A 12459-nucleotide genomic window follows, 5' to 3' on the forward strand; every position below is an offset into this window, starting at 1 on the left:
CAGCGTGGGGGTCGTATCGCGCGAGCGATCACCGGCCCTAGAAGTCCCACTGCTGGGCGCGCTCGCGGGCCTCCGAGCGCGCCTGCTGTTTGATGGCCTCGATTTTCTCCGCATCGTCGAGGAACGCCTCGACGGCGCTCTGTTCCGTTGGTCCGTCCTCGTCCGCCGGCGCGTCGTCGGTCGCCGCCGCCAGTCGTTCGTCGGGGGCTGCCCGCCGCGTGCTGTCGGCCAGCGCCGGGTCGCCGCCCAGCCGCTCGGCCGGCATCCCGGGCGGGACTCGCAGGTCGTCCGCGTCGTGGGCCGGTTCGAGGTCGGCAGGGTCGAGCGCGTACAGCGAGACGTGGTACGGGCCGGGAACCGCGAGGTCCGCGAGCGCCGGCGGGCCGCCACGGTCCGTGCCGGTGTGGTAGGCCAGCACGGGCACGCCCTCGGCGAAGGTGACGACGCCCCGCCCCTCGCCGTCGAGCAAGAGCGTCTCCTGGGACTCGAAGACGGCGTAGCCGGTCAGCTCGCGGTCGAGGGCGTCGGCCAGCGCGTCCCGCGGGTCCGTGACGACCCGCGACTTGTCGAGTCGGCCACGGGGGAGCTTCATAGCGACTCGGGGATGACGGCACTTCGGAACCGGTCGGCGGCGTCGGCGGCCGGCCCGTCCCGGACCGTGAGCGCGTCGGCGGCATCCCGGTACGCCGTCGCCGCCGCACACTCGGGTGCGTGGGCCAGCAGCGGCCGGCCAGCACGGCGCGCCTCGCGGGCGCGCTCGCTCTCGGGCACCGCGGCCAGCGTCGGCCCGTCGAAGTACCGCTCGGTCTTCCCGGAGACCGACTCGATGGACTCGGACTCCCGGACCTTGTTGAACAGGAGGCCGGCCACGCCGGTGTCGTAGGTCGTCGCGTACTCCTGGACCTTCAGCCCGTCCGAGATGGCGGGAATCGTCGGCTGGAGGACGACCACGACCCGGTCGGCCAGCACGACCGGGAGGACGGCGGTACGGCTGTCCAGCGCCGGCGGCGAATCGAGGAGGATGATATCCGTGTCCGCCGCGAGCGCCGCGACCACGTCCCGGAGCCGGTCGGGGTCGGCGTCCCTGAAGCCGTCGAGGCTCGTCCCGCAGGGGACGACCGTCAGCCCGAAGCGGTCGTACGCGGCCGCCTCGACGGGTGCGTCGTCGGCCAGCACGTCGTGCAGCGTCGTCTCGGCGTCCGAGAGGCCGGCGTGAAAGAGGAGGTTCGCCATCCCCGTGTCGGCGTCGACCACCGTCACGTCGTAGCGGTCGGCGAGCGCCATCCCCAGGGCGACTGTGCTCGTCGTCTTGCCAGTCCCGCCCTTCCCGCTGGCGACTGCGAACACTTCGACCATTGGCGAATATTGCGTGCTATCCGTATATAAATTTCTTGCATAACGTCGAGTACGAAACCCGAGCTCAGGGTAGTCCGAGCAAGTCGAGGTCGAGGTGGTCAGCGACGAGCGCGGCGGCGCGGTCGTACGGGTCGTCCTCGTCGCGCTCCGCTGCCGGCGGCGGGTCGATGCCGGCCGAATCGAACGTGTTTCGCACGAAGGTAACTCTGGCAGTGTCGTTCACGAAGAGGTCGTGGAGGTAGGTCCCGAGCACCCCGTCAGTCGCCGCCCCGTCGCCGTCGAACGGGCGGGCCGCGTCCCCGGTCAGCGTCGAGTCGCCCATGTGGATTTCGTAGCCCTCGACGGTCCCGCTCGCGCCGGCCAGCGGCCCGACGCCGCGCAGGTCGCGCTCGACGTGCTCGACGGTCTTGGACGCCGAGAAGGCGGTCGCCACGGGCAGGAGGCCGAGTCCCTCGACGCGGTCCGCGTCGCCGGTCCCCTCCACTGCGGCGTTGGTGATTTCCTCGCCCAGCATCTGGTAGCCCCCACAGAGACCGACGACCGGCCCCTCGAACGCACGGAGGCGGTCGCCGAAGCCCGCGTCCGTGAGCGCCAGTAGGTCGTCGACGGTGTTCTTGCTCCCCGGCAGGACCACCGCGTCGGCGTCGTCGAGCGTCGCCTCGGGCGGGACGTACGCGACCCTGACGCCGGGTTCGCGGGCGAGCGGTTCGAGGTCCGTGAAGTTCGAGATGCGGGGGAGCCGCGGGACCGCGACGGTGACGCTTTCGCTGTCAGGCATGCCGTCGTCGGCCCCGACCACCGCGCGCTCCCCGACCGCCGGGAGCGAGACGCTGTCCTCCTCGGGGAGCCCGGGGTCGTCGTAGGGAAGCACACCGAGGACGGGCACGCCGGTCCGGGCTTCGAACTCCTCGATGCCAGGGTCGAGCAGCGAGCGGTCGCCGCGGAACTTCGTCACGACCGCGCCGACCACTCGCTCGCGCACGTCGTCGGGCAGGAGTTCGAGCGTCCCCACGAGCGAGGCGAACACGCCGCCGCGTTCGATGTCGGCGACCAGCAACACGTCGGCGTCGGCGAAGCGGGCGGTCTCGACGTTCGCGAGGTCGCGGTCGTGGAGGTTGATTTCGGCAATTGAGCCGGCCCCCTCGGCCACGACCACGTCGTGGTCCCGAACGAGGCGGTCGTGAGCCGCGCGGGCGGTCTCCAGCGCGTCCGTCCAGTGGTCGTCGTAGTACCCCCGGGCCTCGAAGTGGCCGACCGCTTCGCCGTCCAGCACGAGCTGTGACTCGCCGTCGCCGCGAGGTTTCAGCAGGACCGGGTTGTGGTCGGTCGACGGCGCGACGCCGGCCGCGCGGGCCTGCACGTACTGCGAGACGCCGATTTCCCCGCCGGGCGTCGCCCGGGCGTTGTTGCTCATGTTCTGGGCCTTGAACGGCGCGACGGAGACGCCGCGGTCGGCGAGGTACCGGCAGAGCCCGGCCGCGACGGTCGACTTGCCGACGTGGCTCGCGGTGCCCGCGACGAGCAGGGTTTCGGCCATCACTCCGTCTGCGCACCGAACGCACTGGTGTCTTTCGCTCGAATCGCTCGCGCTGGATTCGGGTGTTCGACCCACGTTCGACGGACGGCGTTCAGAACTCTGTCCCCTTGCGCGCGCCCTGCCCGGCGTCGATGGGGTGTTTCTCCTTTTTGACCTGGGTCACGAGGTCGGCGTGGTCGAGCAGGTACTCGGGGGCCTCGTGGCCGCCGGTGAGGACCAGTTCGAGGTCGTCGGGCTTCGATTCGACCAGCGAAATCACGTCTTCCGGGTCGACGAGGCCGCGGTTCGCGGCGTACAGAATTTCGTCGAGCACGAGCATGTGTAGGCCGTCCTCCGGCGGGCCATCGGGGTCGAGCGGCGCGGCGAGGTCGGCGTCCGCGCTGGCGTCGACCAGGTCCCTGGCGCGGTCGAGCGCACCCCTCGCACGGGCCTCGTGCTCGTCGTCGGCACTCCCGTCCATGAAGCCGTGCCAGCCGTAGTGTCCAGCGTTCTCGTAGGAGAAGCCCGGCAGCGCCGCGATGGCGTTGTACTCGCCGCGGACGTCCTCGACGGTGCCGGTGCCGCCCTTCATGAACTGCAGCAGGTGGACGCGGTAGCCGTGGCCGACGGCGCGGGTCGCCATCCCCAGCGCCGCCGTCGTCTTGCCTTTCCCGTCGCCCCACCAGACCTGCACCAGTCCGAACTCGTCGGGCGCGCTCGGCTCGATTGGTTCGGCGGTCGGGCCGGCCGTGTTGTCGGTCATACCCGCTCGTTCACGGCTGGAACACATCGGTCTGCCGGTCGGTGACCACGCCGTGGGCGGCCCCCTCGACAGTCGGAACGGCTTCCGCGTCGTAGCGCGCGGCCAGGCTCGCCTGGACAGCGTCGCGGACGCACGCCCGTGCCGCCGCGCCGACCTCGGTCGCGCTCCCGGAGAACGGCGCGCGCTCGGTGCCCGGGACGCAGCCGACGATGGCCGCGTCCGACGTGGTCCCGGGGACGCCCGCCGCGTCGAGCAGCGTCGCGGCCTTCGCCTCGACGGCGGTCGCGAGCAGCGTCGCCAGCGCCCCGTCATCGAGCGCCCGGTCGACGCCGACGACGACGTTGACCGTCCCGGGTCGCCAGTCCTCAGTCGCCTCGTCGGCTTCCGTTTCGGGTCCGCTCGCCACCCGTCCGTCCATCGGCAGCGCCGCCGGGTTCGAGAGCCCGGCCGTCGCCAGCGCCGTCACGGGGCCGCTCCGGGCGCAGCGCGCGTGGGCCATGTCCACGCCGGTCAGCAGCGTCGGACCGACCGGGAAGCCGGCGTCGGCGAGCCGTTCCTCGCGGTAGGCGTCGAGGTCGGTCCGCTCGAACCCCGTCGGGACCGTGACGTTGTAGACGGCGTCGCGCTTCCGGTAGCCGCCGTCCCACGCTGTCGAGAGCCAGCGTGCCCCCTCTCGGTGGGCCTGACAGACGCCCGCTCGGACCGCCGTCTCAAACATCCAGCGCCTCCAGCAGGCGGTCGTTCTCCGCGGGCGTCCTGACGGCGACGCGGATGTGCGAGTCGAGCCCGCGGAAGGTGCGGGCGTCCCGGAGGGCGACGCCGGCCTCGCGGGCCGACGCCAGCACCTCGTCGACGGTGGCCCCGCTCCCCTCGACCGAGAACAGCAGGAACGGCGCGTCGGAGGGTGACACGTCGAATCGGTCACCGAGGCGCTCGCGTTCGCGCTCGCGTTCGCGCTCGACGCGGGCTTTCGTCTCCGCGACGAACTTCTCCTGGCGGTAGCAGTGCGCGCCGACCGCGGCCGCGGGGGCGCTCATCGACCAGGCGCGCCGGGCCGTCGCGAGGCGGTCGCGCTCCCGTCCGGTCCCGACGGCGTAGCCCATCCGAATCCCCGGCAGGCCGAACAGCTTCGTCAGCGACCGGGCGACGACGACACCGTCGGTCCCCGCGAGCGACGGCTCGTCGGTGAACCCGAGGAACGCCTCGTCGACGAGCAGCGTCGTCCCGGCCGCGCGACAGCGGCTGGCGAAGGCCCGGAGTGTCGCCGAGTCCGCTGCTTCGCCGGTCGGATTGTTCGGATTGCAGACGACGGCGAGCGCGTGGCCCGTCGGATCGGCGTCGAGCAGTTCGTCGTGGGGGACGAACTCGGGTGTCGCGCCCTGCAAGCGCACCTCGCGGGCGTACTCGCCGAAGCTCGGATACGGGAGGAGGACGCTGTCTCCCGTCCGGACTGTCGTCTGCATGGCGAGGCGGATGGCTTCGAGGCCGCCGGCCGTGGGTATCACCTGCGCCGGCTCACAGCCGACGAACGCCGCCGCGGCCTCGCGGAACTCGGGGTAGTCGTCGGCCGGGTACGAGCGGGCCGTCCCGAACGCCGCCCGGTAGGTCGCTTCGGCCGCCGGCGGGACGTGGGGGTTCGTGTTCGCGCTGAAATCCAGCAGGGCCGGGTCGTCGCTGCTGCCGTGTGGCACGCGCCCGTCGGGGCCGATAGCGTCCGCGGCCCCGTCGCCGCCACTCGCCCGCAAGCCCTCCACCGAGTCAGGGTCCATGGACAGGGGCTACGGCCGGCGGTGTGGAGAAAGTTTCGCGGTCAGTCCGGGCCGTCGACGCCGCGGAACTCGAACCGTGCGCCCCCGCTGGCGCTCTCGGTCACGGTAATTTCCCAGCCGTGCGCCTCGGCGATTTCCCGGACGATGGCGAGGCCGAACCCGGTCCCGCTCTCGGAGGTCGAATAGCCGCTCCGGAACACCTTCCCCCGCTCGTCGTCGGGGATGCCGGCCCCGTCGTCCTCGACGTAGAACCCCGTCCCGTCGTCGAGCGCCCCGACCGTCACGGTGATGCCGCGCGCGTCGGCTCGGGGGCCGCCGGAGGCGACCGACCCGTCCGAGTCCGGCGTCACGTCGCCGTTTCCCGGCTCTGGCGGTGGGGCCGTCGACCCGCGTTCGACATCGTCGTCTGCCGCCGGCCGACTGCTCGTGGAGCCGTGCTCCACGCTGTTCCGGATGAGGTTCTCGAACAGTTGCTGGAGGCGGGTCGGGTCAGCCATGACCGTCCCCTCGATGTCGGTTTCGAGCGTCGCCGCACCGGTCCGGACGCTCCGCCAGGCCTGCTCGACCGCGTTCTCGACGGTGACCGGCCGGACGTCGGTGACCGCCTCGCCCTGCCGGGCCAGCGCCAGGAGGTCGTCAATGAGTTCCTGCATGCGGTCAAGCGACCGCTCGATGGCCGCCAGGTGTTCCGCCGACGGGTCTGACTCCGCCAGGCGCAGCCGCCCCCGCGCCACGTCGAGCGGGTTCCGGAGGTCGTGGGAGACGATGCTGGCGAACTCGTCGAGGCGCTCCTTCTGGCGCTCGACGTTGGCCTTGTACTCGGCGCGTTCGGTGATGTCGGTGGCGACGCCACAGATGCCGGCGACAGCCCCCTCGGCGTCGTATATCGGGTTCTTGAGCGTGAGGAAGGTCCGCGGCCCGTGGGGTGTCGGGATCTCCTCCTCCCGCTCGATGGATTCGCCGGTCTCGATTACCTGCCGGTCGTCGGCGCGTATCCGCTCGGCGATTTCGTCCGGAAACAGTTCCGCGTCGGTCTTCCCGACCACGTCCATCGGCCCGTCGATGAGCACCGCACGGAACCGCTCGTTTATCCGTTGGTACCGGCCGTCGCTGTCTTTCAGGAACACGAGCGCGGTCGTGGTTTCCAGAATCGTCTGGAGCTGGCGGTTCGTCCTGGCAAGCGCCTCCTCGCGCTCCTTGCGGGCCGAGATGTCGCGGCCGATGGCGGCCGTCCGTCGCTCCCCTTCGGGCGTTTCGACCCGGTCGAAGACGAACTCGTAGGGGACCGGCTCCCCGTCGTGGGCCACCAGCGGTAGCTCCGTCGTGGTGTCGCCCGCCCGGCACGCCTCCCTGACGGTCTCGCGGTCCTCGGGTCGGAAGAACGCGACGCCGTCCATCGAGGACAGGTCGTCGCCGTCGTAGCCGGTCACCCGTTCGAGCGACTCGTTCCAGCGCCGGACCCGGCCGCGCTCGTCCAGCAGGAAGAACACGTCGTCGACGGCGTCGAAGATGTCGTCGGTGAACTCCTTGTACTGACTGAGCGTTCGCTCCCGTTCCCTGAGCGCCTGCGTCGTCTGCTTCTGCTCGGTGACGTCCAGCGTCGCCCCGCGGATGACGTCCGCCCGGTCGTCGGGCCGTTCCGAAATGACGCGGAGCCAGCGCTCGTTGCCCTCCCCGGTCACGATGCGGTACTCCTGTGTGAGGCCCTCGCCCGCCTCGATGAGCTGTTCCGTCTCGGCGGCGACGCGGTCGTGGTCGTCCGGGTGGACGAAGCTGAGCACCTCGTCCGGCGTCATCGCGTCCTGGGGCGGTATCCCGAATATCTCGAAGAGCTGGTCGGTCCACGTCGCCTCGTAGGGCGGCTCCGCGATGTCGAGTTCCCACCCGCCCACGTCCGCGATTTGCTGGGCATGTCGGAGCAGGTCCGTCTTCCGCTCGAGCTTCTCGGCACGTTCCCGTTTCCCCGTCACCTCGTGGCCCGACGCGACGAGCGAGACGATGTCGCCGTCGTCGTCTCTGACCGGCCGGATGTAGCCGTGGTAGCTGAACTGTGCCGGCCCGGCGGTGGTGTGGTCGATGTCGACTTCGACGTACTCGCCGTCGGCGGCGCGCTCGACCCACTCCTCGACCTCGGCCGAGTGGCCCTCGGGCCACCACGACAGCTCCCAGAAGGGCTCTCCGACGACCGCCTCGCGCGGTGCGTCGACCGCCTCCAGCGCCGTCTGGTTCGCCTTGCGGACCGTCCCGTCGGGGTTGAGGACGCCGACCAGCGTCTGCGGGTCCTCGAAGACCGCCTCGAACCGCCGTTCGCTCCGCTCGCGCTCCAGGCGGGCGCGCCGTCGGTCGACGGCGTTCCGGACGCGGTTGGCCAGAATCGTGTACTGGTCCGTGCCCCGGTCTTTCTGCAGGTAGTCCGTGACCCCCGCCGTGATGGCCTCGCTGGCGACGGCCTCGTTCCCCTTCCCGGTGAAGAGAATGAACGGGAGGTCGGGGTAGCGGTCCCGGACGGCGTCGAAAAGCTCCAGGCCGTTCCGCTCGGGCATCTCGTAGTCGCTGACGACGCAGTCGATACTGTCGTCGAGTCGGGCCAGGCCGTCGTCGGGGCTCGTCGCCGTCACGACCGTCAGGTCGTCGGCGACCCGTTCGAGATACTCGGCCGTCATCTCGGCGAACCCCTGTGCGTCGTCGACGTGGAGCACACGGATGTGGTCGGCCATTACCACACACAATGTTCTGCGTCGTCATATTTGCTTGCCAACACGATACCGCGGCCGACCGCGCTGCGAGCGGGCCGTCCCGCCGTCGGTCACAGCCACTGTTCCGCGACGCGGGCGTCGGCGAGCGTGTTGACGTTGACCGCGACGCGCCGGTCCCGCGTGAGCCAGGCGTCGTCGGGACCCTCGCCGACGACGTTGACGCCCGTCGGCGCGACTTCCCGGCCGCCGTCTTCGAAGGTCGTGTCGTCGCTCACGCCGAGCCCGCGTTTCAGCGAGGCCGGCACCAGGACCGTCAGCGACCCCTCACCGTGGGCGTCGAGCACGCGGTCGACCGTCTCGCCGTCGAGCAACGGCAGGTCTGCGGCGACGGTCAGGACCGGCCGCGAGAGCCGGTCGTCGGCCAGCGCCCTGTCGAGGTCCGCGACGTACCCCTCGCCCGGCGTCTCGACGCAGGGCACGTCGAGGTGGGCCCGCGTGGCCGGCGCGTTCGGCGACGTCGCGGCGACGATTCGGTCGACGGCGCTGTCCCGAAGTGCGCCGACCACCCGGTCGACCATCGGGACGCCGCCGACGCGGAAGAGCGGCTTCTCGGCGTCGGTGGCCAGCCGCGTCCCGCGGCCGCCACACATCACGAGAGCGTCCACGCCAACACCTCCCAGCCGCGAAGCGGCGTTCCGAACAGCGACCACGCGGCGACGCCGGCGTGGAGGGCGACGGCGCGCGTGAGTTCGTTAGCCGCGCCGAAGGCGTCGCCGCCGACGCCGCCCAGCCGACGGTCGGCCCACCTTGAGAGGCCAAGCGCCAGCAGCGGCCCGGTGAGAACTGCGACCGCAGTCGCCGGAACGGCGACGACGGCGGCCGGCAGCCCGACGGCGAGCGAGCCGGCGAGCTGGCGCGGGCCGTTCCCGTCGATGACCGTCGACCCGAACCCCTCGTGGCTCGGCCGGCCGACGCAGGCCAGCGTCGCCATGGCGAGCTTGGCCCCCACTTCGGCGGCGAGGACCAGCGCGACCGCGACCAGCGGCGGGAGCCCGGCGACTGCCAGCGCGGCCAGCGCCAGCGCGACGAGGACCGTCCCCAGCGCGAGGACGGCCCCGACGCCGACGGTCGTGTCACGCATCACGTCGCGGCGCTCGGCGGGGTCGCCGTGGACGACGGCGGCGTCTCCCAGGTCCGCCAGCCCGTCGGCGTGGTTGACGCCGGTGACGAGGACGACCGCACCGAGGTACGCCGCGGCGACCACCGGGGCCGGGAGGCGGCCGGCGGCGAGGAAGGGGACGGCGACGAGGCCGCCGACGACGTAGCCGGCCAGCGGGAACGCCGCCGGGGTCCCGACGAAGGCGTCCCAGGCTCGCTCGCTGTGCCCGACTGGAAGCCGCGAGAGGAATCCCAGCGCCCCCCGGACCGCGGTCAGAACCACGCGTACGCCCCCAGTCCGGCCAATAGGTACGCCGCTATCCCGGCGACGCCGACCCGGGTCACACTGCGCCGGGCCGTCGCCCCGTCGGGGAGCTTCCCCGCGGGATTCAGCACGTACACGCCCGGCTTTTCGAGTCGAACGTCCAGCGCCGCGGCGGCCGTCCCCATCGGCCAGCCGGAGTTCGGCGAGGGGACGCCGTCCAGCCAGGCTCGGGCGCGGGCCACCGACCGAGGCGAGGCGAACGCGACGGCCAGCAGGAGCGCGCTCAGCCGCGCCGGGAGCCACATCACGGCGTCGTCAAGGCGCGCTGCGGGCGTCCCGACGTGTTTCGAGCGGTAGCCGAGCATCGAGTCCATCGTGTTGACGGCCTTGACCCACGCCGCCGCGCCGGCGGCGACGGGCAGCGCCGGCAGACCGAGGCCCGCGGCGACGAGGCCGCCCAGAACGAACGCGGTCAGCGACGCGACGAGCCCGTCTGCGAGGTTCTCGGACGCGCTCTCGACGGCGGCGCTGCGGACCTCGCCCGCGGTGAGGTCCGTCGCGTCGCGGCCGGCGAGTGCGAGCAGTCCCTCCCGAGCGGCTGGGAGGTCGGCTTCGCTGTCGGCGACGACCCCTCGCGCGGTCGAGAGGAGGTTCCGGAGGCTCGTGGTCAGAAACAGTGTGAGGCCGGCGAACGCGACGGCGGCCAGCGGCCCGAAGCTCGCGGCGAGTGCGACGGCAGCACCGACGGCCGCGGCGGCTCCGAGCGGCAACAGCATTGCGGCCAGCCCCCCGACCGCGAGCGGGTGGTTCCACTCGCGGTCGACGGTCCCGACGAGCCGCCCGAACCACGCGACGGGGTGGACCCGGGTCGGCGGCTCGCCGACGGTGAGTTCCAGCCCGCCGGCGACGGCCACGGCCAGCGCGCTCAGCACAGCTCTCCCTCCCGGAGTTGCTCGGCTATCGTCGGCAGCGAGCGGTCCGCCAGCAGTATCGACTCCGCGCCCGCACGGCCCGCGCCGCCGTCCGTCCGGGCGTCGTCGCCGACGTGGACGAGGTCCGCGAGCGCCACGCCGACCGCGTCGGCGGTCGATTCGAAACTGTTCGGGTGCGGTTTCCGCCAGCCACAGCCGACGCTGGTGACGACTGCGTCGAACGAGCGGCCGCTCCGCCGTTCGATGTCCGCTCGCGCGAGCGTTCGCTCGACCAGCCCCGGGACGCTGCAGTTCGAACAGACGGCGACCGGCCCCCGCTGCGCCGCGGCGGCTACCGCCTCCGTTGCCCCGTCACGGACCGTCACCGGGCTGTCGAACGCGTCGAGGACGGCCGCCGTCGCCGTCTCCGCGGCGACCTCGACACCGCGGCTGGCGAGCGCGAGGCGGACGTGCTCGTCCAGCGGCGCTTCCCGGCCGCGGTCGTACTCGCGGTGGGCCGAGCGGTAGGCCGCCTCCCAGTCGTCCGGGACCCGAACCGACCGGGCGGAAAGCGCCGCTGCGACGGCGTCCCACGGTTCCGAGGGTCGGTCTGCCCTGACGAGCGTCCCGAACAGGTCGAACGAGAGTGCCACACCCGTGTGGTTAGTGCAAGCTCACTTGAACTGTTGGGGTGGCTTCGGAGCCGTCGGGGCGTTGGAGACGTGAGATCGCGCCGCTCCAGCCGACGCCGGCAACGGCGCGGCGGTTGGGACGAACCCGGCTTGCGCCATTCCAAACCGTTTATACCGAAACAGGGGTAATCCGGCGGTATGGCAAGAGAGCAGACTGAAGTTCGAGAGCTCGACGAGGGAAGCTACGTCATGATCGAGGACACGCCGTGTAAGATTAACTCCTACAGCACGGCCAAGCCGGGCAAGCACGGCAGCGCCAAGGCCCGAATCGACGCCAAGGGCGTCTTCGACGAGAAGAAGCGCTCGCTGTCCCAGCCGGTCGACGCGAAGGTCTGGGTCCCGATAATCAACCGGAAGCAGGGCCAGGTCGTCTCGACCGACGGCAACGACGCGCAGGTCATGGACCTCGACACCTACGACACGTTCACGATGCGCGTTCCCGAGGACATCGACCTCCAGCCCGACGACGAAATCGAGTACCTCCAGTACGAAGAGCAGCGCAAGATCACGCGCTCGTAACGATGTTCCCCGGTGCGGGGGCCGAGCGCGAGGCGGCCGACTACGCGGTCGTGGGTGCGCCCCTCGACGCCTCGACCTCGTTTCGCCCCGGCGCGCGGTTCGGCCCGCGCCGCGTGCGCCAGTTCGCCCAGGGCTTCGACGACTTCGACCGCCGCACCGACCAGCACTTCACCGACTGTGCCGTCCACGACCACGGCGACATCGGCCCCACGGCCGACACCGCCGAGTACCTCACCTACCTCGAGGGTACCCTCTCGGATTTCGACGGCGAGGGGGCCGTGCCGCTCCTCGTCGGCGGCGAACACACCGTCTCGGTCGCCGGCGTCCGCGCCCTCGACCCGGACGTGTTCGTCTGTCTCGACGCCCACCTCGACCTGCGGGAGTCCTACGCCGGCGACGAGTACTCCCACGCGACGGTGGCCCGCCACGCGCTCTCGGTGGCCGACGAGGCCGTCGTCGTCGGCGCGCGCACCGGCTCGGAGGCCGAGTGGGACCGCGCGAGCGAGGGCGACGTGACCGTCGTCCCGCCGGAGGACGTGGCCGACTGGACGCCCGACTTCGACGACGACCGGGTGTACCTCTCGGTCGACATCGACGCGGCCGACCCCGGCTTCGCGCCCGGCACCGGGACGCCGGAGCCGTTCGGCCTCGCACCGCGGGAGCTACGCGACGTGGTCCGGGCCGTCGCCCCTCAGTGCGTCGGTTTCGACGTGGTCGAGGTCAACGACCGCGACGACGGCCAGGCTGCGACGCTGGCCGCGAAGCTCCTCCGAGAGTTCGTGTTCGCCCACGCCGCCGGCGAGTGACGCCACAC

At 71.9% G+C, this 12459-nt stretch carries 13 protein-coding genes; 2 read left to right on the forward strand and 11 right to left on the reverse strand.

Annotated features, from left to right (window positions below):
- Window positions 1–37: 37 nt before the first annotated feature.
- The 11 genes from VI123_RS04415 to VI123_RS04465 form a co-directional block, all read right to left on the reverse strand.
- On the reverse strand, window positions 38–592 hold the full coding sequence (locus VI123_RS04415) for a hypothetical protein (RefSeq protein WP_336336839.1): 555 nt from the start codon (window positions 590–592) through the stop codon (window positions 38–40).
- Complete coding sequence (locus tag VI123_RS04420; RefSeq protein WP_336336840.1) at window positions 589–1356, reverse strand: nucleotide-binding protein; 768 nt, start codon at window positions 1354–1356, stop codon at window positions 589–591. The genes VI123_RS04415 and VI123_RS04420 overlap by 4 nt, the downstream gene beginning before the upstream one ends.
- A 64-nt stretch (window positions 1357–1420) precedes the next feature.
- On the reverse strand, window positions 1421–2893 hold the full coding sequence (locus tag VI123_RS04425; RefSeq protein ID WP_336336841.1) for a cobyric acid synthase: 1473 nt from the start codon (window positions 2891–2893) through the stop codon (window positions 1421–1423).
- 91 nt (window positions 2894–2984) lie between these two features.
- The gene (locus VI123_RS04430) at window positions 2985–3635 is read right to left on the reverse strand and encodes a cob(I)yrinic acid a,c-diamide adenosyltransferase (RefSeq protein ID WP_336336842.1); all 651 of its coding nucleotides are present in this window, start codon (window positions 3633–3635) and stop codon (window positions 2985–2987) included.
- 10 nt (window positions 3636–3645) lie between these two features.
- Window positions 3646–4353, reverse strand: coding sequence for an adenosylcobinamide amidohydrolase (locus VI123_RS04435; RefSeq protein ID WP_336336843.1), 708 nt, complete (start codon window positions 4351–4353; stop codon window positions 3646–3648).
- Window positions 4346–5404 (reverse strand): threonine-phosphate decarboxylase, encoded by a 1059-nt coding sequence (locus VI123_RS04440; protein WP_336336844.1) that lies wholly within the window; start codon window positions 5402–5404, stop codon window positions 4346–4348. The genes VI123_RS04435 and VI123_RS04440 overlap by 8 nt, the downstream gene beginning before the upstream one ends.
- A 41-nt stretch (window positions 5405–5445) precedes the next feature.
- Window positions 5446–8121 carry a PAS domain-containing protein gene (locus VI123_RS04445; RefSeq protein WP_336336845.1) on the reverse strand — a complete coding sequence of 892 codons (2676 nt, stop codon included), beginning with the start codon at window positions 8119–8121 and terminating at the stop codon, window positions 5446–5448.
- An 89-nt stretch (window positions 8122–8210) separates the two neighbouring features.
- The gene (locus VI123_RS04450; RefSeq protein WP_336337376.1) at window positions 8211–8750 is read right to left on the reverse strand and encodes an NTP transferase domain-containing protein; all 540 of its coding nucleotides are present in this window, start codon (window positions 8748–8750) and stop codon (window positions 8211–8213) included.
- On the reverse strand, window positions 8750–9541 hold the full coding sequence (cobS, locus tag VI123_RS04455; RefSeq protein WP_336336846.1) for an adenosylcobinamide-GDP ribazoletransferase: 792 nt from the start codon (window positions 9539–9541) through the stop codon (window positions 8750–8752). The genes VI123_RS04450 and cobS overlap by 1 nt, the downstream gene beginning before the upstream one ends.
- Window positions 9532–10455 carry a CobD/CbiB family cobalamin biosynthesis protein gene (locus VI123_RS04460; protein WP_336336847.1) on the reverse strand — a complete coding sequence of 308 codons (924 nt, stop codon included), beginning with the start codon at window positions 10453–10455 and terminating at the stop codon, window positions 9532–9534. The genes cobS and VI123_RS04460 overlap by 10 nt, the downstream gene beginning before the upstream one ends.
- Window positions 10449–11087, reverse strand: a complete 639-nt coding sequence (locus VI123_RS04465) for an HAD family hydrolase (protein WP_336336848.1) — start codon at window positions 11085–11087, stop codon at window positions 10449–10451. Before VI123_RS04465 ends, VI123_RS04460 begins: the two co-directional genes overlap by 7 nt.
- Before the next feature lie 177 nt (window positions 11088–11264).
- Between VI123_RS04465 and VI123_RS04470 the strand changes: the two genes are divergently transcribed.
- Both VI123_RS04470 and speB read left to right on the forward strand, forming a co-directional pair.
- The gene (locus tag VI123_RS04470) at window positions 11265–11645 is read left to right on the forward strand and encodes a translation initiation factor IF-5A (RefSeq protein ID WP_336336849.1); all 381 of its coding nucleotides are present in this window, start codon (window positions 11265–11267) and stop codon (window positions 11643–11645) included.
- Window positions 11646–11647: 2 nt separating this feature from the next.
- Window positions 11648–12451 (forward strand): agmatinase, encoded by an 804-nt coding sequence (gene speB / locus VI123_RS04475; protein WP_336336850.1) that lies wholly within the window; start codon window positions 11648–11650, stop codon window positions 12449–12451.
- The last annotated feature ends 8 nt before the right edge of the window (window positions 12452–12459 follow it).

The organism is Haloarcula sp. DT43 (assembly GCF_037078405.1).
In the GTDB taxonomy this organism is placed as follows: Archaea; Halobacteriota; Halobacteria; order Halobacteriales; family Haloarculaceae; genus Haloarcula; species Haloarcula brevis.